The organism is Chitinophaga sp. Ak27 (assembly GCF_012726295.1).
GTDB lineage: Bacteria > Bacteroidota > Bacteroidia > Chitinophagales > Chitinophagaceae > Chitinophaga.
The window spans coordinates 76,606-100,239 of record NZ_JABAOB010000008.1; the positions used below are offsets into that span (position 1 = coordinate 76,606).

Annotated in this window: 20 protein-coding genes; 17 read left to right on the forward strand and 3 right to left on the reverse strand. The window is 46.8% G+C overall.

Annotated features, from left to right (window positions below; all coding sequences use genetic code 11):
- The first annotated feature begins 284 nt into the window (after positions 1-284).
- The 5 genes from ilvD (at position 285) to ilvA (ending at position 6,833) form a co-directional block, all read left to right on the forward strand.
- Positions 285-1,964, forward strand: coding sequence for a dihydroxy-acid dehydratase (gene ilvD / locus HGH90_RS24260; protein ID WP_168766316.1), 1,680 nt, complete (start codon positions 285-287; stop codon positions 1,962-1,964).
- A complete protein-coding gene (ilvB, locus tag HGH90_RS24265; RefSeq protein WP_317166176.1) occupies positions 1,930-3,678 on the forward strand; it encodes a biosynthetic-type acetolactate synthase large subunit in 1,749 nt (582 codons plus the stop codon). Before ilvD ends, ilvB begins: the two co-directional genes overlap by 35 nt.
- 48 nt (positions 3,679-3,726) lie before the next feature.
- A complete protein-coding gene (gene ilvN / locus HGH90_RS24270; protein WP_168766317.1) occupies positions 3,727-4,266 on the forward strand; it encodes an acetolactate synthase small subunit in 540 nt (179 codons plus the stop codon).
- A gap of 99 nt (positions 4,267-4,365) precedes the next feature.
- The gene (ilvC, locus tag HGH90_RS24275; RefSeq protein WP_145672060.1) at positions 4,366-5,412 is read left to right on the forward strand and encodes a ketol-acid reductoisomerase; all 1,047 of its coding nucleotides are present in this window, start codon (positions 4,366-4,368) and stop codon (positions 5,410-5,412) included.
- Positions 5,413-5,576: 164 nt separating this feature from the next.
- Entirely contained in the window at positions 5,577-6,833 is a 1,257-nt protein-coding gene (gene ilvA / locus HGH90_RS24280; RefSeq protein WP_168766318.1) for a threonine ammonia-lyase IlvA, read from the forward strand.
- Between the two features lie 66 nt (positions 6,834-6,899).
- Here ilvA and HGH90_RS24285 read toward each other — a convergent pair whose 3' ends face one another.
- Positions 6,900-7,949: an NAD(P)-dependent alcohol dehydrogenase gene (locus HGH90_RS24285; protein ID WP_168766319.1), complete on the reverse strand. Its 1,050-nt coding sequence runs from the start codon at positions 7,947-7,949 to the stop codon at positions 6,900-6,902.
- A gap of 134 nt (positions 7,950-8,083) precedes the next feature.
- On the opposite strand from HGH90_RS24285, the gene HGH90_RS24290 reads away from it, so the two are divergent.
- The 7 genes from HGH90_RS24290 (at position 8,084) to HGH90_RS24320 (ending at position 16,882) form a co-directional block, all read left to right on the forward strand.
- Positions 8,084-8,884: an SDR family NAD(P)-dependent oxidoreductase gene (locus tag HGH90_RS24290; RefSeq protein ID WP_168766320.1), complete on the forward strand. Its 801-nt coding sequence runs from the start codon at positions 8,084-8,086 to the stop codon at positions 8,882-8,884.
- Between the two features lie 9 nt (positions 8,885-8,893).
- Positions 8,894-10,036, forward strand: coding sequence for an NAD(P)/FAD-dependent oxidoreductase (locus HGH90_RS24295; protein WP_169192072.1), 1,143 nt, complete (start codon positions 8,894-8,896; stop codon positions 10,034-10,036).
- A gap of 225 nt (positions 10,037-10,261) precedes the next feature.
- The gene (locus HGH90_RS24300; RefSeq protein ID WP_168766322.1) at positions 10,262-11,947 is read left to right on the forward strand and encodes a sodium/sugar symporter; all 1,686 of its coding nucleotides are present in this window, start codon (positions 10,262-10,264) and stop codon (positions 11,945-11,947) included.
- Positions 11,948-12,031: 84 nt separating this feature from the next.
- Positions 12,032-13,510 (forward strand): xylulokinase, encoded by a 1,479-nt coding sequence (locus tag HGH90_RS24305; RefSeq protein WP_169192073.1) that lies wholly within the window; start codon positions 12,032-12,034, stop codon positions 13,508-13,510.
- 42 nt (positions 13,511-13,552) lie between these two features.
- Complete coding sequence (xylA, locus tag HGH90_RS24310; RefSeq protein WP_168766324.1) at positions 13,553-14,881, forward strand: xylose isomerase; 1,329 nt, start codon at positions 13,553-13,555, stop codon at positions 14,879-14,881.
- 153 nt (positions 14,882-15,034) lie between these two features.
- The gene (locus HGH90_RS24315; protein WP_169192074.1) at positions 15,035-15,988 is read left to right on the forward strand and encodes an aldose 1-epimerase; all 954 of its coding nucleotides are present in this window, start codon (positions 15,035-15,037) and stop codon (positions 15,986-15,988) included.
- Positions 15,989-16,159: 171 nt separating this feature from the next.
- Positions 16,160-16,882 carry a carboxypeptidase-like regulatory domain-containing protein gene (locus HGH90_RS24320; protein WP_168766326.1) on the forward strand — a complete coding sequence of 241 codons (723 nt, stop codon included), beginning with the start codon at positions 16,160-16,162 and terminating at the stop codon, positions 16,880-16,882.
- A gap of 108 nt (positions 16,883-16,990) precedes the next feature.
- Here the strand turns inward: HGH90_RS24320 and HGH90_RS24325 are convergent, their stop codons facing one another.
- Together HGH90_RS24325 and HGH90_RS24330 are read right to left on the reverse strand one after the other, a co-directional pair.
- The gene (locus HGH90_RS24325) at positions 16,991-18,124 is read right to left on the reverse strand and encodes a S1C family serine protease (protein WP_168766327.1); all 1,134 of its coding nucleotides are present in this window, start codon (positions 18,122-18,124) and stop codon (positions 16,991-16,993) included.
- Entirely contained in the window at positions 18,099-18,674 is a 576-nt protein-coding gene (locus HGH90_RS24330; RefSeq protein WP_145672037.1) for an RNA polymerase sigma factor, read from the reverse strand. Before HGH90_RS24330 ends, HGH90_RS24325 begins: the two co-directional genes overlap by 26 nt.
- Before the next feature lie 131 nt (positions 18,675-18,805).
- Between HGH90_RS24330 and HGH90_RS24335 the strand changes: the two genes are divergently transcribed.
- The 5 genes from HGH90_RS24335 (at position 18,806) to HGH90_RS24355 (ending at position 23,575) form a co-directional block, all read left to right on the forward strand.
- Positions 18,806-19,042: a hypothetical protein gene (locus HGH90_RS24335; protein ID WP_168766328.1), complete on the forward strand. Its 237-nt coding sequence runs from the start codon at positions 18,806-18,808 to the stop codon at positions 19,040-19,042.
- Between the two features lie 560 nt (positions 19,043-19,602).
- A complete protein-coding gene (locus HGH90_RS24340; protein ID WP_168766329.1) occupies positions 19,603-20,427 on the forward strand; it encodes a prephenate dehydratase in 825 nt (274 codons plus the stop codon).
- A gap of 8 nt (positions 20,428-20,435) precedes the next feature.
- Complete coding sequence (locus HGH90_RS24345) at positions 20,436-21,599, forward strand: pyridoxal phosphate-dependent aminotransferase (protein ID WP_168766330.1); 1,164 nt, start codon at positions 20,436-20,438, stop codon at positions 21,597-21,599.
- A complete protein-coding gene (locus HGH90_RS24350) occupies positions 21,596-22,438 on the forward strand; it encodes a prephenate dehydrogenase (RefSeq protein WP_168766331.1) in 843 nt (280 codons plus the stop codon). Before HGH90_RS24345 ends, HGH90_RS24350 begins: the two co-directional genes overlap by 4 nt.
- 33 nt (positions 22,439-22,471) lie before the next feature.
- The gene (locus HGH90_RS24355; protein ID WP_247651830.1) at positions 22,472-23,575 is read left to right on the forward strand and encodes a chorismate mutase; all 1,104 of its coding nucleotides are present in this window, start codon (positions 22,472-22,474) and stop codon (positions 23,573-23,575) included.
- Positions 23,576-23,634: the final 59 nt, after the last annotated feature.

Genomic DNA, 23,634 nt, shown 5'->3' on the forward strand with positions numbered 1-23,634 from the left:
TATCACCCATCCATTATGTATGGAATTTTTACCAGATATCTGTAAAGGAGCTTCAGCAAACATAGATAGCTTTATGCTTTCCGCTTTCCGCTCTACGCTTTCTGCCTTGAAGGTCGTAAATCGAAAAATACATAACCCTTTACTGTAAAGGGTTTGGACAACTGAAAGGCAGATTTGAATACCGGTAATTTGGAAATTGTTGGTTTGAATATGAGGCAACTACCGGGTAATTTGTGGTGAAGTTTTAAAATAGGGTTACTATAACTCCGGTAATAACTAAAGCAATGGAATTAAATAAATACAGCAAGACGATTACGCAGGATCCTACGCAACCAGCCGCACAGGCACAGTTGTACGGAATTGGTTTGACAGAGGAAGATTTGAAAAAAGCACAGGTAGGTATTGTTAGCATGGGCTACGATGGTAATACCTGCAACATGCACCTGAACGACCTGGCACAGGACGTGAAAAAAGGCGTCTGGGCCAATGACCTGGTGGGACTCATTTTTAATACCATTGGCGTCAGCGATGGTATGAGCAATGGTACCCCCGGTATGCGCTACTCCCTCGTTAGCCGCGATCTGATTGCTGATTCCATTGAAACTGTAGCCGGAGCGCAGTATTATGATGCCCTCATCACCGTTCCAGGCTGCGATAAAAACATGCCCGGTTCCCTGATGGCTATGGGTCGCCTCAATCGCCCGTCTATCATGGTGTACGGCGGTACCATCGCCCCCGGAAAGTATAAAGGCCAGGATCTTAATATCATCTCCGCTTTCGAAGCATTGGGTCAGAAAATGGCCGGTAAACTCGATGAAGGCGATTTTAAAGGCATCGTACAAAACTCCTGCCCCGGCGCCGGCGCCTGCGGAGGTATGTACACCGCTAATACCATGTCTTCTGCTATTGAAGCACTCGGTATGAGCCTGCCTTATAGCTCATCCAACCCCGCCCTGAGCAAGGAAAAAAAGGATGAATGCCTCGCCGCAGGTAAATATATCCGCCTGCTCCTGGAAAAAGATATTAAACCCAGGGACATCATGACGAAAGAGGCATTTGAAAATGCGCTCACCATCATCATGGCCACTGGCGGCAGCACCAATGCCGTACTGCATTTCATCGCTATCGCAAAATCCGTAGGCGTTGATATTACCATTGACGATTTTCAGCGTATCAGCGATAAAACACCGCTGATCGCCGATCTCAAACCAAGTGGTAAATACCTCATGGAAGACCTCCACAACATCGGCGGTATTCCCCTGGTAATGAAATACCTCCTGCAAAAAGGATTCCTCCACGGCCACTGTCTCACCGTTACCGGTAAAACAATTGCCGAAAACCTGGAAAGTATACCAGACCTGGATTTCAGCGCACAGGATATCATTGTACCGCTGGAAAAACCATTGAAATCAACCGCACATATTCAAATCCTGTACGGTAACCTGGCCACCCAGGGATCTGTAGCCAAAATAACTGGTAAGGAAGGCGAACGATTCAAAGGACCTGCCCGTGTTTTCGATGGCGAATTTGAATTGATTGCCGGTATTACCTCCGGTAAAGTGAAACAGGGAGATGTCGTCGTCATCCGCCACGTAGGCCCTAAAGGCGCACCAGGTATGCCGGAAATGCTTAAACCTACCAGCGCTATTATGGGCGTGGGCTTGGGTAAAAGCGTGGCCCTCATCACAGATGGCCGCTTCTCCGGTGGTACACACGGATTCGTGGTAGGCCACATTACCCCGGAAGCTTTTGAAGGTGGTAATATCGCCCTGGTTCAAGATGATGATATCATCGAAATCGACGCAGTAAAGAACTTTATCAATGTGGAACTGAGTGATGAGGAACTGGCCGCCCGCAGGGCAAAATGGGTACAACCCGCATTGAAAGTATCCAATGGAATCTTATTTAAGTACGCAAAACTTGTAAAAAATGCAACAGAAGGATGTGTTACCGATGAAGCCTGAGATAGCTGATAAGCAGTTGACTGTAAAGCCCGTTATTACTGGCTCTGAAGCAGTGATCCGCTCCCTGATAGCAGAAGGAGTCGACACTATCTTCGGTTATCCCGGCGGGGCGATCATGCCTATTTATGATGCCCTCTATGATTTCCAGGATCAGGTACACCATATTCTCGTCCGCCATGAACAAGGTGCTACACACGCTGCCCAGGGATATGCCCGCAGCTCCGGTAAGGTAGGTGTGGCTTTTGCTACCTCCGGTCCCGGCGCTACCAACCTGGTAACAGGTTTGGCAGATGCCTATATGGACTCTACGCCCATGGTATGTGTAACTGGCCAGGTGGCCGCTGCATTGCTGGGTACAGACGCATTCCAGGAAACAGACGTGATCGGTATCACCATGCCTATCACTAAATGGAACATACAGGTAACCCGTGCAGAGGATATTCCTGCCGCCATGGCGAAAGCATTTTATATCGCCCGTAGTGGCCGGCCAGGCCCCGTACTGGTGGATATCACCAAAAATGCGCAGTTCGGGGAGTTTGAATACGAGTACAAAAAATGTGAATATATCCGCAGCTACCGCCCTATTCCTGAATTAAGTATGGAAGCAGTGGCAGATGCAGCAGCCCTGATCAACAGCGCTAAAAAGCCATTCATCCTTTGTGGTCACGGCGTGCTGTTATCCGGTGCAGAAAAAGCCCTGATCGCATTGGCAGAAAAAGCGCAGATCCCTGTAGGCTCTACTTTACTGGGATTATCTGCGATGCCGGTAGATCATCCCCTGTACGTAGGTATGCTCGGTATGCACGGTAACTACGGCCCAAATATGCTCACCGGCGAAGCCGACGTAGTTATTGCGGTAGGTATGCGCTTCGATGACCGCGTAACAGGCGACGTAGGTACCTATGTGCCCAACGCCAAAGTAATTCACATCGAAATTGATGCCGCTGAAATCAACAAGATCGTGAAAGCGGATGTAGCGGTGCATGCCGATGCCAAACCCGCACTGGAAGCGCTGTTGGAACTGGTACAACCTGCACAGCACAGCGAATGGCTGGGAGAGTTCAGGGCAGCTGACAAGAAAGAATACGAAAAAGTACAGCATAGAGAATTATATCCCGAAGCCGGTGAACTGAAGATGGCAGAAACAATCCGCCTCATCTCAGAAAAAACCAAGGGAGAAGCCGTACTGGTAACAGACGTAGGACAACACCAGATGGTAGCTTCCCGCTACTACCGGTTCAAAAATCCTAATACCAATGTTACCTCCGGTGGTATGGGTACCATGGGCTTCTCATTGCCGGCAGCCATGGGCGCCAAAATGGGGACGCCAGAAAAAGAAGTAGTGGCTATCATTGGTGATGGCTGCTTCCAGATGACCCTCCAGGAACTGGGCACTATTTATCAGTCACAGATCGGCGTGAAAATAGTGATCCTCAACAACAACTTCCTCGGAATGGTAAGACAATGGCAACAGTTGTTTTTCGACAAACGCTATTCCTCAACTGAAATGGTCAATCCCGATTTTGTACAGATTGCCAAAGGATTCTTTATCCCCGGCAAGAAAGTAACAGCAAGGGAAGATATATCTGCCGCCATTGATGAAATGCTGGCACACAAGGGCGCTTACCTGCTCGAAGTAGTGGTGGAAAAAGAAGATAACGTATTCCCCATGGTACCAGCAGGCGCTCCTATTACTTCCATCAGGCTGGAGTAGCAGTACAGAAGGATTCATTTTTGATCATTTGTAATTCACAACAGGTATATGCAAAAAGAATATACAGTAACGGTATATACGGAAGACCGTATAGGTATCACCAACCGTATCACGATTATATTTACCCGCAGGGGCATTAATATTACCAGTTTAACCACAGCTGAAACAGAGATACCCGGTGTATATAAATTCATTATAACGGTGTTGTCTACACGTGAAAAGCTGGATAAAGTGGTAGGCCAGATAGAAAGACTCATCGAAATACATCGCGCCTTTGTACACGAGGAAGAAGAGGTAGTATACCAGGAGCTGGCGCTGTACAAAATATCTACCCGGTCGTTACATACCGGCGATATTGAAAGGTTGATCCGCGAAAACAATGCGCGTATCCTCACTATTACCGCCGAGTATTTCGTAATCGAAAAAACCGGCCACCAGCAGGAGTTGATAGACTTCATTAAAAAACTGGAACCATACGGTTTGATCGAGTATTCAAAAAGCGGCCGCGTAGCCATCGTAAAATGGAGCCGCCGTTTCCATGAACACCTGAAAGAACTGCAGGCACAGGAAGCAGAACACGGCCTTTAGCAGATCGCTGAAAGCAGTTAAACGATACATTATTATTCATTCAAATCACACGTCAGCTAATAGCTAACCGCTAATAGCTAAAAGCTAAAAAAACAACACATGGCAACCATCAATTTTGGAGGGGTACTCGAGCAAGTAGTAACCAGAGAAGAATTCCCTATGGAAAAAGCAAGGGAAGTGCTGAAGAACGAAGTGATTGCAGTAATTGGTTACGGCGTACAAGGTCCTGGCCAGGCACTGAACCTGAAAGACAATGGCTTTAATGTTATTGTAGGCCAACGTAAGAATTCTAAAACCTGGGATAAAGCGGTAGCTGATGGCTGGGTTCCTGGCGAAACTTTATTCGACATCGAAGAAGCAGCTCAAAAAGGTACTATCATCCAGTTCCTGCTCTCTGATGCTGGTCAGATCACCCTGTGGCCTACACTGAAACAACACCTGACTCCTGGTAAAGCACTTTACTTCTCCCACGGGTTTGGTATCACCTATAAAGACCAAACCGGTATCGTTCCTCCGGCTGATGTAGACGTAATCCTGGTAGCTCCTAAAGGTTCCGGTACTTCCCTGCGTCGCCTGTTCCTGGCTGGTCAGGGGCTGAACTCCAGCTTCGCTATCTTCCAGGATGCTACCGGTCGCGCTAAAGAACGCGTAGTTGCACTGGGTATCGGCGTTGGTTCCGGTTACCTGTTCGAAACAGATTTCAAAAAAGAAGTATACTCCGACCTCACAGGCGAACGCGGTTCCCTGATGGGCTGTATCCAGGGTATCTTCGCAGCACAATACGAAACCCTGCGTAAAAATGGTCACTCTCCTTCTGAAGCATTCAACGAAACAGTAGAAGAACTGACACAGTCCCTGATGCCACTGGTAGCAGAAAATGGTATGGACTGGATGTATGCTAACTGCTCTACCACTGCTCAACGCGGTGCACTCGACTGGTGGAAGAAATTCAAAACAGCTACTCAGCCTGTATTTGATGAACTGTACGCCAGCGTAGCTGCTGGTAAAGAAGCTGCCCGTTCTATCGCTTCCAACAGTACGCCTGATTATCGCGAAAAACTGAACGAAGAACTGAAAGAACTGCGCGAAAGCGAAATGTGGCAGGCAGGTGCAGCCGTACGTAAGTTGCGTCCTAACAACGCTTAATTTTTTTAAAATTATAGTGACGGATGGCAAACCATTTTGGAATTTTGATTATTAGCATTCCCGCTGTTTAGTTTCCCGGATATTTTTTCCACGAAACTTTATAGCTGAATAGCCGATTCCCAGAATTCCGGAATGGTTTGCCATTTGTATTTTAAATAGATCATATGTCTGAAGTAATGAGCAGCGTCAATTCATTGAATATCCTCGATGCAGCAGTGAAGCTGAAATCAGTGGTGGCACGCACCCCGCTTACCTATAGCGCCAACCTTTCCCGGCGCTACCAATGCGATGTGTATCTGAAAAGAGAGGATATGCAAATTGTACGCTCCTATAAATTACGTGGCGCCTACAACCTCATCAGCAGCCTCCCTGCTGAAATATTGGCCAAAGGCGTTACCTGCGCCAGCGCAGGCAACCATGCCCAGGGCTTCGCCTATGCCTGCAAAGCCATGAACATCAAAGGCGTGGTGTTTATGCCCGTAATTACACCAAAACAAAAGGTAAACCAGGTAAACATGTTCGGAGGCGATAATATCGAAATCCGGCTCATTGGCGACACCTTCGACGATTGCTCCGCCGAAGCCCAGGCATTTACCGCCGCTAATAACATGACTTTCATCCCGCCCTTCGACAATGCCAAAATTATTGAAGGCCAGGGCACCGTGGCCGTGGAGATACTGGAAGACCAATCCGGCATCGATTTCCTCTTTGTACCGGTAGGCGGCGGCGGACTCGCAGCCGGACTGGGTACCTACTTCAAAACATATAGCCCTAAGACCCGCATCATCGGCGTAGAGCCGGAAGGCGCCCCATCCATGCTCAAAGCACTCGAACAGGGAGGCCCTGTTACCCTCAACGAAATTGAACGATTTGTAGATGGCGCCGCGGTGAAAAGAGTGGGCACACTCAACTATGAAATCTGTAAAGACGTACTGGAAAAGATGCACCTGGTGCCCGAAGGAAAAGTATGCTCTACCATCCTGCGCCTGTATAACGAAGATGCCATCGTAGTAGAACCTGCCGGCGCATTATCCATCGCAGCACTCGACGGCTTTACAGAAGAAATAAAAGGAAAGAAAGTAGTATGCGTAATCAGCGGCAGCAACAACGACATCGACCGCATGCAGGAAATAAAAGAACGCTCCCTGCTCTACGAAGGGTTGAAACACTACTTTATTGTACGTTTTGCACAACGCCCGGGTGCATTAAGAGAATTCGTGAATCATATCCTCGGTCCCAACGACGATATCACCCGCTTCGAATATATCCAGAAACATAATAAGGAAATAGGACCGGCACTGGTAGGTGTTGAACTGAAGTACCGGGAAGACTACGATAAACTGATCGCCAATTTCCAGAAATATAATTTCCAGTTCACCGAGCTGAATAAAGACGACAGCTTATTCGGGTACCTGGTGTAGCTACTAGCTAAAAAGGGATCTCCTGTGCGGGATCCCTTTTTAGTTAGCCTATCCTGATAAACAGGTTTATTTTTTTAAACTGGCAATATCAATCACGAAGCGGTACTTCACATCTCCCTTCAACATCCGTTCATAAGCGGTGTTGATATCCTTAATGTCAATCACTTCTACATCGCTGGTTATATTATGTTCCGCGCAATAATCCAGCATCTCCTGGGTTTCACGGATACCACCAATCAATGAACCGGCAATGCTCCTTCTGCCCATAATCAGGTTAAACGCCGGCACAGCCGATGGCTCCGGAGGTACGCCCAAACAAATCATCACGCCATCGAGGTTCAGCATATTCAGGTAGTTGCTGTAGTCGTGCGGCGCAGAAATCGTATTGATGATAAAATCAAACTGGTTGCGTAGTTGCTTTAACTGTTCCTTACTGGTGGTCAGTGCAAAATGATGGGCGCCCAGTTTTTTGGCATCCGCCTCTTTCGATGGGGAGGTACTGAGCATGGTTACCTCGGCTCCCATGGAAGCAGCCAGCTTAACCGCCATGTGTCCGAGTCCTCCCAAACCTACTACGCCTACTTTATGCCCTTTGCCTACTTTCCAGTGCCGCAGGGGAGAATAAGTAGTAATGCCTGCACAGAGCAATGGAGCTACACCCGATAACGGTAATTTATCGGATATCTTCAGGGTGTATTTCTCATCAGTCACAATATGCGTGGAATAACCGCCATAAGTAAGCGTTTTCCTATCCATCTCATATCCGTTATACGTGCTGGCGCCGCCGGTAACACAATATTGTTCTTCTCCGGCTTTGCATGGTGCACATTCGCGGCAGGAATCTACAAAACATCCGATCCCCGCCAGATCGCCTACTTTAAAACGGGTAACATGGTCTCCCACTTTGGTCACACGCCCTACTATTTCATGACCCGGCACCATTGGGTAAATGGAGTTGCCCCATTCGTTACGCACCTGGTGTATATCGGAATGACATACGCCACAATATAAAATTTCGATCTGTACGTCATGAGGACCCGGTTCCCGGCGTTCAAAATTCCATGGCCCCAGCGGGGAAGTGGCATCCTGTACGGCATATGCTTTTGTTGCAATCATGGTGTATATGTTTAGGCACCTAATCTACGCGTAATTTGTGAACAAAAAATGACGGCCTCAGAAGTAGGGCCTTTTTACTTTTTTCGATAACTTATATCCGGATAGCGTAAAAGTCCACTTTAAATCATATTGTTATGGAACTTAATCTGAAAGGAAAAGTAGCCATCGTTACCGGTGGCAGCAAAGGCATTGGTAAAGGAATTGCCGCCGTTCTGCTGGCGGAAGGCGCCACCGTGGTAATTACGGCCCGCAATGCAGATGAACTGGAAGATACCGCCGCCATGTTCCGCCTGCAAGGCCATGATGTGCTGGCCACAGTAGCAGATATGGCAAAGGAAGCCGACCTCGAACAACTGGTCTCCAGTACCATACAACGTCTGGGACATATAGATATCCTCGTCAACAATGCCGGAGGAATTGATGCCTTCGGCCCACTGGATACCATTAGCATGGCGCAATGGCGGAATATCTTTGATATTAATTTCTTTGGCCTGGTAGCACTCACCCAGCTGGTTATTCCTCATATGAAGAAACAGGGAGGTGGCCGCATTATTAATATTTCGTCAGAAAACGGGGAACAACCCGATCCTAACATGGGCCATTATAATGCTACCAAAGCAGCCCTGAATAACTATTCCAAAACGCTTTCCATGAACTATGGTAAAGACAATATCCTGGTGAATACTGTATCTCCGGCATTTATCAAGACTCCGCTGGTAGATGATATGCTGGCTGCGCGGGCAAAGGAAAAAGGTATTTCGGAAGAAGATGCTGCCAGGGACTTTCTCAAAGAAAATCGCCCTTACCAGGTACTCAGAAGGCCGGGCCTCCCGGAAGAAACCGGCGCCATGGTGGCCTTCCTGGCGTCGGACCAGGCTTCATTCATCACCGGCGGAATATTCAGGGTGGATGGCGGCTCTGTTGGAGCCGTTTAAATAAATATTATGCTCAGTTATTGGGAAAAGCAAAGCCTCCTGCAATACGACTATATCATTATAGGCAGTGGAATTGTGGGCCTGTCTACCGCCATTAGCCTGAAGGAAAGAGCCCCGCAGAGCCGTATCATGGTGCTGGAGCGGGAAGTACTACCTACCGGCGCCAGCACAAAAAATGCGGGCTTTGCCTGCCTCGGCAGTCTCACCGAAATACTGGCCGACCTCCAAACCATGCCGGTGGAATCAGTACTGAACCTGGTCAACCTGCGCTATGCAGGCCTGCGCCTCCTGCGTCAGCGCCTGGGTGATAAGGCTATCAATTATCACGAAAACGGAAGTTTTGAACTAATTGGTCCCCGCCAGGAATGGGCCCTGGAACAATTGGACGAAGTAAACCGCATATTGGGCGCCCTTTTCAGTCACCAACCGGCCTTCGAACGGGCCAACGATCATTTAGGTCCTTTCGGCTTCGAACGCAAATATGTAAAAGCCCTGGTACGCAACAATTTTGAAGGAGAGCTGCATACCGGCCACATGATGCGCGCCCTGATCGATACCGCCATCGCCGCTGGCATCGAAATTAAAACCGGTTGCGCAGTCACCCATATCGATGATTTTCATACTGGCGTCAACGTAGTAGTACCTCATCATACCCTGAAAGAAGATATTATTTTCTCTGCCCGTAAAGTGCTGGTATGTACCAATGCCTTTACAAAAAAACTGCTGCCGGAAGAAGAAATCACGCCCGGTAGGGGACAGGTGCTGATCACGGCGCCGGTAAAGGACCTGCCCTTTAAAGGCATTTTCCATTTTGAAGAAGGCTACTACTATTTCCGGGAACTGGATGGCCGCGTACTCCTGGGAGGTGGCCGTCAACTGGATTTCGCCGGCGAAACCTCTACGGACTTCCACTTCAACGACCGCATACAGCACGAACTCGAAGTATTGTTGCGAACCACTATCCTTCCTGGCAGGGAAGTGGCTATTGCCGACCGGTGGACCGGTATCATGGCCTTTGGCAGTACCCGGCAACCTATCGTAAAGGCACACACGAAAAATGTGATCATCGGCGTGCGCATGGGAGGTATGGGGGTTGCCATTGGATCTATCATCGGTGATAAGCTGGCAGTCATGGCTTTGGAAGAAATATAGTACTGCCAACGGCACTTTTTGTGTACGTAAGGGGTATCAATTGTTTCTTTTTTTTGAAAGAAACTAGGAGAAGAAATTAAAATGTATAGTTTTAATGCCGGAAAAAACCGCGACGGCCGTCGCGGTTTTATTTTTCATTGTTAAAAAAAGTACCAGTAAGCGTATTTTTTACATTTATTATGTATATTGATCCGCTAAATTTTTTATAACCACGTTTGAAACGTTATGCAAACAAAATCCTTACACATCTTTGACTACCTGGTATTCCTGGTATATTTCGTAATAGTAGCCGGCTATGGTTACTACATCTATCGCAAGAAAAAGAAGGCTACCACGGATTCAAAGGACTTTTTCCTGGCCGAAGGTTCACTCACCTGGTGGGCTATTGGTGCATCCCTGATTGCTTCCAACATTTCCGCGGAACAATTTATCGGGATGTCCGGAAACGGTTTTAATATCGGGTTGGCTATTTCTACCTATGAATGGATGGCAGCAGCCACATTGATTGTTGTAGCGGTATTTTTCCTGCCTATTTACCTGAAGAATAAGATTTATACCATGCCTCAGTTCCTGGAACGCAGGTATAATCAAACGGTAAGTACCATCATGGCGGTGTTCTGGTTATTGCTGTACGTAGTGGTAAACCTCACCTCCATCCTTTACCTGGGAGCCCTGGCGGTATCTACTATTTCAGGCATCAACTTCTACGTGTGTATGGTGGCTTTGGCCTTCTTCGCCATTCTCATTACCCTGGGAGGTATGAAGGTAATCGGCTACACCGATGTTATCCAGGTGTTCTTCCTGATATTGGGAGGTTTGGCTACTACCTACCTGGCGTTGCAACTGGTGTCTTCGCACTTTGGTACCACCGGTGTGCTGAAAGGCTTCTCCCTGATGACACAACATGCCAGCGAACATTTCCACATGATCCTGCATAAAGAGAATCCTAAATACCTCGACCTGCCTGGCCTGAGCGTATTGATTGGCGGTATGTGGATCGTAAACCTGAACTACTGGGGTTGTAACCAATATATTACGCAACGCGCCCTGGGCGCCGATTTGAAGACTGCCCGCAGCGGTCTGCTTTTTGCCGGCTTCCTCAAACTCCTGATGCCTGTTATCGTGGTATTGCCCGGCATTGCGGCATATGTGCTGTATTCCCAAAACCATGGCGACTTTGCACAGTCTATGATGAAAGATGGCTCCCTGAATGCAGACAACGCTTACCCCGTGTTGCTCAACCTCCTGCCGGTAGGACTGAAAGGACTGGCATTTGCTGCATTAACAGCAGCGGTAGTAGCGTCCCTGGCAGGTAAAGCCAATAGTATTTCTACCATTTTCTCCCTGGATATCTATAAGAAGATTTATAACAAAGATGCAGACGAAAAGAAGGTCGTAGGCGTAGGGCGTGCAGTGGTAATTATTACCATGATTATTGCGATCGTGATCTCCAACTTCCTGGGTATCGATAAGAAGGGTGGCTTTCAGTTTATCCAGGAGTATACCGGCTTCGTATCTCCGGGTGTATTCGCCATGTTTGCCCTGGGCTTCTTCTGGAAACGGACTACCTCCAACGCAGCTATGTTTGCCATGATCGGCGGCTTACTGCTTTCCTTCATACTCAAATTCCTGCCAGCATGGGTAAACCTGGAGCCACTGCACCAGATTGGTTTTGCAGCCCTGAACCCGGATAGTGGTCTTTGGGAAATGGCCTTCATCGATCGTATGGGACTGGTGTTTGTAGTGTGTGTAGTGGGTATGATCATTATTACCCTGACAGATAAATCCAGTGTCAATAATCCAAAAGGACTGGCGATCGACAGCAGCATGTTCAAACCCAATATGGGATTCACGGTGGGCGCCCTGTTGATTGTAGGAATATTAATAGCATTGTATACAGTTTTCTGGTAAGAATATTTTATTTTGTTACCCGGATATTTCATGGTTGCCTACAGCAGCCATGAAATATCCGGTTTTATTGCTAATCTTCACGTTATGTACTTTATAGGATATGATATTGGGTCATCCTCTATCAAGGCAGCTTTATTGAATGCTGATACTGGTGTTTGTGTAGCCTCTGCTACCTGCCCTGAAAAAGAAATGGCCATAGATGTGCCGCATCCCAGCTGGGCCGAGCAAGATCCCGAAAGCTGGTGGCAGGAAATCATCCGGGCAACAGGTCTGTTGCTGAGCCGCTTTGCCGTAGATCCCGAACAGATCAAAGGTATTGGTATCGCCTACCAGATGCACGGACTGGTATGTGTGGATAAAAACCAGCAGGTATTAAGACCTGCTATCATTTGGTGCGACAGCCGCGCCGTTGACATTGGTAATTCCGCCTTTAAAAACATGGGCGAAACCTATTGCCTTTCTCATCTTCTCAATTCTCCCGGTAACTTCACCGCTTCCAAACTCCGTTGGATACAGGAAAATGAGCCTCACCTCTACGAACGTATTCATAAAGTAATGCTGCCCGGCGACTTCATTGCCATGAAACTCACAGGCGAAGCCGCTACTACAATATCCGGGTTATCAGAAGGTACTTTCTGGGACTTTACGGAAAACAGGGTAGATGCCGCATTGCTGAAATATTACAATATTGATGAGCAGCTGCTATCCGCCATTGTACCTACTTTCGGTGTACAGGGGCAGCTCACTGCCGGCGCTGCTGCCACACTGGGCCTCACAGCCGGTACCCCGGTAACTTATCGTGCCGGCGATCAGCCCAATAATGCTTTTTCCCTGAATGTACTGCAACCCGGCGAGGCCGCTACCACCGCGGGAACTTCCGGTGTCGTATACGCTGTACATGATAAAAACAGCTTCGATAAAAAGAGCCGTGTCAACACATTTGTACACGTCAATAACGACCCCGCTCATACCAGGAATGGTGTGCTCATGTGCCTCAACGGTACCGGCATTGCCAACAGCTGGCTCAAAAACCTGGTAGGAGATATCACCTATCCCGACATGAACCAGCTGGCCGCCCAGGCGCCCATTGGCGCCGCAGGCTTACAGGTATTTCCTTTCGGCAACGGGGCAGAGCGTATACTGGAAAACAAGAGTATAGGCGCCACCGTTAGCCACCTGAACTTCAATCGCCACCAGCGCGCACATATGATGCGGGCCGTGCAGGAAGGCATTGTATTCGGGCTCAACTACGGTATGGATATCATGGCGGAAATGGATCTGAATATCCATCGCGTAAGAGCCGGACACGCCAACATGTTCCTCAGTCCCCTTTTCCGGGAAGCCTTTGCCAATACAGCAAACGTGGTAATAGAATTATATAACACAGATGGTGCCGCCGGTGCTGCCCGGGGGGCTGCTATCGGCGCCGGGTACGTAAATGCTGCCGATGCCTTCCGCGGTATGGAATGTCTTTCTGTAATAGAACCCAATGCTGCCCTACAGTCGCAATACCGTGATGTATATGGCGACTGGCTAAATGGACTTCGTACTTTATTGCAATAAACGGAAACATATAAGTACACGCATTTAAAAACCACATTAGTTATGAGTATTACATTAGGAAACACGGAATACTTTAAAGGAATTGGTAAAATAAAATTTGAAGGACCGCAGTCAGACAATCCGCTGGCTTATAAGTGGTACGATGAAAACCGCCTTATTGCCGGTAAATCCATGAAGGAACTGTTTCGCTTTGCAGTATCCTACTGGCATACCTTCTGCGGCACCGGTGGGGATCCTTTTGGCCCCGGTACCAAGCATTTCCCCTGGCTTACCGCTACTGATGCTAACCAGAGCGCCAAAGACAAAATGGACGCCGCATTTGAATTTATTACGAAAATGGGCCTGCCATATTATTGCTTCCATGATATAGACCTGGTAGATGAAGGCGCTAACATAGCAGAATATGAAAGCCGTATGCAGCAAATTGTTGCCTACGCCAAACAAAAACAACAAGCCAGCGGCGTAAAGTTGTTATGGGGTACTGCCAATGTTTTCAGCAATCCCCGTTACATGAATGGTGCTGCTACTAACCCTGATTTTGCGGTATTGGCCTATGCCGGCACACAGGTGAAAAACTCCCTGGACGCTACCATTGCGCTGGGTGGCGAAAACTATGTATTCTGGGGCGGTCGTGAAGGATATATGACCTTGCTGAATACCGACATGAAACGCGAACAGGAACACCTGGGTCGCTTCCTGGGGATGGCCCGCGATTATGCACGGGCACAGGGCTTTAAAGGTACTTTCTTTATTGAGCCTAAACCCTGCGAACCTACCAAGCACCAATACGACTATGACGCCGCTACAGTGATAGGTTTCCTCCGGCAATACGGACTTGATAAAGATTTTAAGCTGAACCTGGAAGTAAACCACGCTACCCTGGCCGGGCATACCTTCCAGCACGAATTACAGGTAGCCGCCAATGCAGGTATGCTGGGTAGCATTGATGCCAACCGCGGCGACGCACAGAATGGCTGGGATACCGACCAGTTCCCGACTAATCTCAACGACCTCATTGAAAGCATGCTGGTTATCCTGGAAGCAGGCGGATTTGCCGGTGGCGGCGTAAACTTCGATGCCAAAACCCGTCGCAATTCCACTGACCTTGAAGATATTTTCCACGCACACATAGGCGGTATCGATACATTTGCCCGCGCAGCCATTGTTGCGGAAAAGGTACTGAATGACACGCCTTATAAACAGTTCCGCCACGACCGCTATGCATCTTTTAACAGCGGAAAAGGCCAGGAATTCGAAGCCGGTAAACTGACCCTGGAAGACCTCCGCAATTTTGCTGTAGCCAACGGAGAGCCTAAGCAAATCAGCGGTAAACAGGAATGGCTGGAAAACCTGATCAATGCAAGTATTTAATTAATTGTCCCGCAAAAGCGCTCTCGCAAAGACGCTAAGGAGCAAAGAAGCAAAGAATATTTTATCTCTTGTAAATTGTTTTGCCCCTTTACTTCTTAACTTCTTTGCGAGATAAAATTTTACTATTTTGTCTGGAACTCAAAATATTGAACAATGAAATTTGGCATCCATTCCTTTCAAGAGGCAGGATTTGATATTATAGCGCTCCAGGATCATGTTGCAGGAACGCAGGTAGAAATAATTCCTTCTTGTGGTGCACTGTTGCACGCGTTCAAGGTGAAACACTCGCAGGGCAAACTCAACCTGATAGATAGCTATAAAGATGTAGCCGACCTGGAAGCAAATCTCCGCACCAGCTTTAAAAGTGTGAAATTAAGCCCTTACGCCTGCCGGATGAAAGATGCCCAATATATCTGGGAAGGCAAATCTTACAGCATCCAGAAGACACTGGCACCCGGCAACGCGATCCATGGCCTGTTGTACGATGCACCTTTTACCGTTACCGCACAGGTTACCGATGATGAGCATGCAGCGGTTACCCTCACCCATCATTTTAAACAAACAGATGATGCAGGGTATCCATTTGCATATGATTGTATCGCGAAATATACTCTGCGTGCTAACAACGAGTTGCAGGTAACTACTACCATTGTGAATAAAAACGGGCACACCATTCCTGTTGTCGATGGATGGCATCCCTATTTCACCACTGGCACACATGTAGATGAACTGGAGCTGACTTTCGCGTCCAAAGAAATCGTGGAATTCAATGACAACCTGCTGCCTACCGGGAAGCTGTTACCTTATACCGAATTTGTACAGGGTAAGTTGCTGAAAGGAGTGGAGCTGGATAATTCCTTTGTGCTGGATAATGGCCAATCTCAACCGTTGGCTACTATCCGCGATCCAAAGAAAAACATCCGTATTGCGTTTTACCCGGGCAATAGTTACCCGATTTTACAGATCTATATTCCGCCTCACCGCACCAGCATTGCGGTGGAAAACCTTAGTGGTGCGCCCGATGCTTTTAATAATGGCGTTGGGCTGGTTCAGCTGGCTGCTGGCGAAAGTAAAGTTTTCGATACGCGTATACAAGTGTCGCTGTAACAACTATCAGCAAAAATATTTGAATCCTTCTGTCAACAGGCAGAAGGATTTTTCTTTTTTAACACGGCCGCATTTCGTTTAATTTGTACTTTCATAAAGGATATGAACAATGTCTATAGAGATATGTTTGTAAGAGAGGAGAGGGTTCAGCAGTCAAATTATTATACTTATATGAAGGTTTTATTACGCGCCATAGCGCTAGGAGGTATACTCAGTATGGCATTTGCTCCGTTGGTACAGGCACAGGTAACTGTTACCGGGATGATCTCGGACAGTAATAAACTGGTGTTGCCTTATGCCACGATCAGCAATATCAGTTCAGGAAAACGTTCCTTGTCTGATCAGGGTGGGTTTTATAAAATATCCGCTTCCCGTAATGATCGCCTGGTATTTACTTTTGTGGGCTATAAGCCTGATACCCTGATTGTGGGCCAGTCTTCCGGTACGCAAACAACCAATATTATCATGGAACCTGCCGGGAAATTCCTGAAAGGCGTAGAGGTAACCTCTCAATACACACCTTACCAGCGCGATTCTATGGAAAGACGCCAGCAATATGGTTATATACTGGATTTGCCTGATCAGCCGCTGGCAGGTGGCAGCACTCCGGTAGGAGCAGGTATTGTAGTAAGTCCCATTACCCGTTTTTCAAAAAAGGAGAAGCAAAAGCGGCAGTTCAAAAAGAATTACGAAGAGATGGAAAAACAAAAATTCATCGATTCCCGTTTCACGCCGTTATTGGTCAACAAAGTAACCGGCTTAACAGGCGACTCTCTGCATTTATTTATGAGAGATAATTACCCGGATTATAGTACCATGAGGGCGCTCGCCAACAACGACCTGCTTTACTGGATCACAGATAAGTACAAAGCCTGGGTAAAACAGGGTCACTGATAAGATACACAATACCTATAAAAGCCACTGAGGCGAATGAACAATGCGGAAGTTATCCGCTAAGTTCATTCGCCTCAATAGCTTTATGCCGAATACTAATTAATTCGCTTAGTTATACACCTTTACCATGTATACAAACTCCTCCACTTTTTTGATCTGGTCCACCCTGTTCATACCTTCCAGGTGGCTTTTATGGTTCCAGTCTTTATGGGGTTGTTTGTCTTTAGGCATTTCATCGAGCAGGTGTTTCAGGTGGGCAGACTTTACGGCAAAGGCAATACCATCTGAGGTAGTTTGCTTGCCGGTAACGATACCCACTACATCTCCTTTACTGTCGAGCAGGGGAGCGCCACTGTTGCCCGGATTTACCGGGATAGATACCTGGTAAGCGGTAGTATCTCCGTTAAAACCTGTTTTAGCGCTGATATACCCCTTGCCATATACAATTTCATCCCTCGGGAAGCCCATGGTAAATACCTCTTCCCCGATTTTTACGCTTTGGGGTTTCAAAGCATAAGGGAGTGGCTGGCTTTTAAAAGTAGAATCCGCGATTTTTAATACGGCCAGGTCACTGGAAATATCTTCAAATACGCTGACTGCTTTAAACGCTTCGCCCCTGGTATTTTGTACATATACAGAGTCGGCGCCCGCTACTACATGGTAGTTGGTAACGATATAACCGTTGCCGGATACGGCAAAGCCAGTACCTCCGTAAGTGCCTGGGTTTAATGGTGCTTTACTCTTGCTGTTGATATCATTGATCAATGCATTCTGGGAACGTTGAATGTTATTCAACACCCGTCTTACATCTTCATATTGTGCGGTGGACTTGTTCCGGGTTACATTTTGAATCACGGCGATGGTCGACAGGGACGTAACGAGGGCAATACAGGCGGCAGCAGCCAGATTGGTAATGGTTCTGCGGCGTATAGACAAGCGTTTGGCGGCCTGGTTGCTTTCCTGGGCTTGTTGGCGCAAGGCAGGCATATCCAGTTGCTGATGGATCCTATTTAGTTTAGCTTGTAATTGCTGCCGTTGTCCATAGTTACCAAGGTGCAGGAGAAATAACTGATGTTCTTCTACCTGTTTGTTAATCAAGGAATTAGTACGGCGTAATTCTTCGAAAGCAGTTTTTTCCTGTTCGCTCATTTCCCCTTCCAGGTAACGCTCAATGTCACGTAATAAACTCATTTCCTCTTTCATGGCTGCTTTCTGCTTATAATGATGTGTTGTACTGATCAAAAAATAACTTCTTCAAACGCATGAGGCATTTGTACTTCTGATTTTTCGCATTTTCGGCGTTGGTATATCCAAACTTCTCTGCTATTTCCTGCATAGATCTTTTATGCAGGTAATAATCTTCCAGGATTGCCTGGCAGGGCTGACCAATATTGCTCATGGCCCCTTCCATAATCCGGAACTCCTGATCCTTGGCCTGATGTGCTTCCAGTTCTTCCGTGGCGGGAATCACTTCCTCCAGTTCGGGTGATAGACTGTATAATCCGTAAGTACGTTGTACTTTTTTTAACCAGAGATGGCGACAAACCGAATAAAGAAAGGTTTTAAGCCGGCTGCTTAATGTAAAGTCGTTGTTTTGTACCTTTTCATATAAGACTATAATGGCCTCCTGGAAAATATCCTTGGCATCATCTTCGGAGCCATTGTGTTGCAGGATCATTCTTAATACCACCGGAAAATTCTCAGAATAGATGATTTCCAATGACTTATCCTCACCTTTTGCCAGTCCCAGCAATAATTCCCTGTCTCTTGTTATGTCTTGATGTTGCTTCACTCTTAATACAGTTATTAGGCATTTGGTAACCCAAAGTACCGAAAAAAAATATTTTTAAAACTTTGGGTTACCTTTTAGGTGACCCGGGTATAAAGGTTAAATCATTCAAAAACAACTTAAATAATTGTATCATGAAGAACGTAATTAAAATCGGTTTCTTAGCTCTGTCTTTCGGTATCTTCGCTGTAGCTTGCGGTGGCGGTGCTAAAACTGAAAACGCTACTGACTCAACTGCAACTGCTGCTGGTAACACTATCGATTCTGCTGCTAAAGCTGCTACTAACGTAGTTGATTCTGCTGCTAAAGCTGCTAACGCTGTTGTTGATTCTGCTGCTAAGAAAGTAGATTCAGTTGCTGCTCACAAATAATTAAACCTTTAGGTTTTAATAAATGACCGTCCCGGCTTGGCCAGGACGGTTTTTTTGTGCCCGCTTGACTACGAAAATATGTTTTTTTGAAAGTTATTCAATAAATGGTCTTTATTATTGAAAAAAGTATATTTTTTGATATTACCCCTTGGATAATTAAAATCGTGCCGTATTTTTGTTCTACACTCATAGAGAATAACAATTCAGATGAAACTACAAGCGACTTTCGGTTTTTTTGGCTTTTATTATTTCTGGCACCAGAAATAGGAAGGTCGTTTGTATAAAAATAAAAGATACTACAAGAGGCCTTCCGGTAAACGGAAGGCCTTTTTTAATCGCATTAACACACAGACAGTATAGTATATGTTATCAACGTCAAACAACAACTTTTTTTATTACTTCTCTTACTTCTTTTATGCGAAGAAGCAGGGGACTCGTTTGCAATAACATACTTAGTCATAAAAGTACAGCGCAAAGGGTCCCACGGATGGGGCCCTTTCTGTTTTAAATAGCTAGTTGCTACAGCAACTATAAATAAATCAAAAATCAATCACATACACATGAAAATTGCCATACAGGGATTTGAAGGATGTTTCCACCAGGTTGCCGCCCAGGGATATTTCGGTAAGCAGATAGATATCGAATGCTGTGCGTCTTTTGCTGAGCTGGTGAAGAAAACAAAACAACAGCCCGATGTAGATGCAGGTATCATGGCCATTGAAAATTCTATCGCCGGCAGTATCCTCCCTAACTACAGTCTCATCAAAAACTCCGGTCTGCACATCATCGGTGAAACTTACCTGCAGATCAACCAACACCTGATGGTATTGCCTGGCCAGACGATGGAAGATCTCCGGGAAGTACATTCTCATCCCATGGCCTTGTTACAGTGTATGGATTTCCTGGAAAAATACCCGCATATCAAACTGGTGGAAACAGAAGATACCGCTCTCAGTGCCAAACATGTACGCCAGAAAAAGCTGAAAAGCACCGCCGCTATTGCAGGTAAACTGGCCGCAGAAATCTTCGAACTCGACATCATCGCGCCTAATATCCATACCAATAAAAATAATTATACCCGCTTCCTCGCGGTATCACGTACACCGGTTGCCACAGCGGAAGATGCCAATAAAGCCTCTGTATATTTTCAAACCAGCCACGATCGCGGTAGCCTTGCCAAGGTATTAACGCAAATCGCCGTTGCCGGTATTAACCTGTCTAAACTGCAATCTTTCCCTATCCCAGCCAAAGAATGGAACTATTACTTCCACGCAGATATGGAATTCGACAATGCCGCACATTTCGAAAAAGCATTGGAGAAAATTGCACCGCTGACAGAACACCTGAAAGTATTGGGTATTTACAAAAAAGGAAAAACACATTAATCAGTTTTATGCAGATACAGGTTGCTAAAAGATTACAAGGCACAGAAGAATACTACTTCTCCAAAAAGCTCAGGGAAATTGAGGAAATGAACCAAACAGGTACCAGGGTAATAAACCTGGGTATCGGTAGCCCGGATCTGCCTCCTCATCCTGCAGTGGTGGCTGCATTAAACGAAAATGCCGCTTTGCCTAATACTCATAACTACCAGGGGTACAAAGGCATTCCTGCACTCCGCAAGGCCATGGCCGACTGGTATCAGCAATACTACCAGGTAACACTGAACCCTGATACGGAAGTATTGCCGCTGATAGGTTCCAAGGAAGGCATTATGCACATCTGTATGACCTACCTGCAGGAAGGCGATGAAGCATTAATCCCTAACCCGGGATATCCTACTTACCGCTCTGCCGTAAGCCTGAGCGGTGCTACCGTAGTGGATTACGACCTGGTAGCGGAAAATAGCTGGTTACCGGACCTCGATGCCCTGGAGCAAACAGACCTGAGCCGTGTAAAACTGATGTGGGTAAACTATCCGCATATGCCTACCGGCGCTAAGTTTAACCGGGAGTTTGCCGCTAAACTGATCGCATTTGCCAAACGTCACCAGATACTGATCTGTCACGATAATCCCTATAGCTTCATCCTGAACGAGCAACCAGAAAGCCTGTTACAGTTTGAAGGAGCAAAGGACGTAGTACTGGAATTGAACTCGCTCAGTAAATCATCTAACATGGCAGGATGGCGTATAGGCATGCTCGTTGGAAAGGCAGAGCTGATTGCACAGGTATTGCGCTTTAAAAGTAATATGGACTCCGGCATGTTTCAACCTATGCAGATGGCCGCAGTGAAGGCTTTGCAGCTGGGAAAAGACTGGTACGATAATCTGAACAGCATTTACCGTGCCCGCAGGGAAAAAGTATTTGCCTTGCTGGAGCTGCTGCACTGCACTTTCGATAAAAACCAGGTAGGAATGTTTGTATGGGCGAAAATTCCGGATACTATCGATAATGGCTATACGCTAACGGATGAGATACTGCAGAAAGCCCGCGTATTTATTACGCCTGGAGGTATATTCGGCAGTAACGGCAACGGCTATATCAGGGTGAGCCTGTGCCAGGAGGAAAAAGTTTTCCAGGAAGCGATAGATCGCATCAAAACAAACGTAAAATGATTGCAACAATAATAGGAACAGGTTTAATAGGTGGGTCGCTCGCCATCACGCTGAAAGAAAAAGGCGTTGCAGAGCGAATCATCGGGGTAGATCAGAACGAGGCGCATTTGCAAAGAGCGCTGGATCTGAATATTATCGATGAAAAAGCAACCCTGGATGAAGCCATGCTTCGTTCCGACCTGGTGATACTGGCTATCCCGGTAGATGCCCTGCTGAAGGCCCTGCCAGGGATGATGGATAAAGTACGTCCTAACCAGGTAATTATGGACGTAGGTTCTACTAAAGAAAAAATACTGCAACTCGTTGCCGGTCATCCTAACAGGGGGCGCTTCGTGGCGGCTCACCCGATGGCCGGCACCGAGTATTCCGGCCCTGATGCTGCTGTACGCAACCTGTTCGTACATAAAACGATGGTGTTGTGCGATGTAAAAAACAGCGATGAAGATGCCCTGGAACTCGTGGAAAATATGGTAGACCAGTTGCAGATGCGCACTGTATATATGAACGGAGAAGAGCATGACCTGCACACTGCCTATGTATCTCACATTTCTCACATTACCTCTTTTGCACTGGCGTTGACGGTGTTGAAAAAAGAAAAAGAATCGGGCCGCATTTTTGAACTGGCCAGCGGTGGTTTCGAATCTACCGTGCGCCTGGCTAAAAGCTCTCCCGATATGTGGGTGCCTATTTTCAAACATAACCGTAATAATGTACTCGATGTACTGGATGAGCATATCAGCCAGTTACAACAGATGAAATCGTTGCTGGAAGAAGAAGACTACGACGCGTTTTATAAATTGATTCAAAAATCCAATAAAATCAGGAAGATCCTGAAATAACTAAATTCTGATAATCTACTTAACTTCAATACTATGGTACAGACAATGGAACAAATATTATCCAAAACCAAATTCTCTGATCCGTCTTCCGATAAAAAGCCGCTGATCATTTCCGGACCCTGCAGTGCAGAAACCGAAGAGCAGGTATTAGCCACCGCATTGGCCCTGCAAAAAACAGGTAAAGTAGACGTATTACGCGCCGGTATCTGGAAGCCACGTACCCGTCCCGGTTCTTTCGAAGGTATCGGCACCAAGGGGCTGGCATGGCTTCAGAAAGCCCGCGAGTTAACCGGTTTACCTTTAGCGGTAGAAGTAGCTACTGCCAAACAGGTAGAAGACGCGCTGCACTTTGGCGTGGATATTTTGTGGGTAGGCGCACGTACTACCGTAAACCCATTCTCTGTACAGGAAGTAGCTGATGCCTTGAGAGGTGTGGATACGACTGTATTAATTAAGAATCCTATCAATCCGGATCTCGAACTGTGGATTGGTGCAGTAGAAAGAATCCAGAAAGCAGGTATCTCTAAAGTAGGTTTAATCCACCGCGGATTTTCCAGCTACGGTAATACACAATACCGTAACGCGCCCATGTGGCACCTGGCTATTGAGCTGAAACGCCGCATGCCTGAGCTGCCTATGATCTGCGATCCTTCCCATATCTCCGGCCGCCGCGATATCCTGCAGGAAGTATCCCAGGAAGCGATCGACCTGGATTACGATGGTCTGATGCTGGAAACACACGTTGATCCTGATAATGCATGGAGCGATGCCAAACAGCAGGTAACCCCTGAAAAACTGGCTGAACTCCTGGACGGTATTACCTGGAGAAGAGAACATTCTGATAAAAAAGATTTCAACTCCGCCCTGGAAAAACTGCGCGCGCAGATCAACCAGGTAGATGATGAAATCATGCTGCTGCTGGGTAATCGTATGAAGATTGCAGAAAAAATTGGGATGTACAAAAAGGAAAATAACATTACCATCCTGCAAACAAACCGCTGGAATGAAATCCTGGACCGCAACATCGCGAAAGGTGAAAAATTGGGCCTGACCAAAGAATTCATCCTGAAATATTTCGATGCTGTGCACCTGGAGTCCATCAACCGCCAGAATAAGGTGATGAACGAAGAAAAATAGCTATACAGCTGTTAGCCTCTGGCTGCCGGCCTTTACCATCGGCAGCCTTAGGCGCAGCC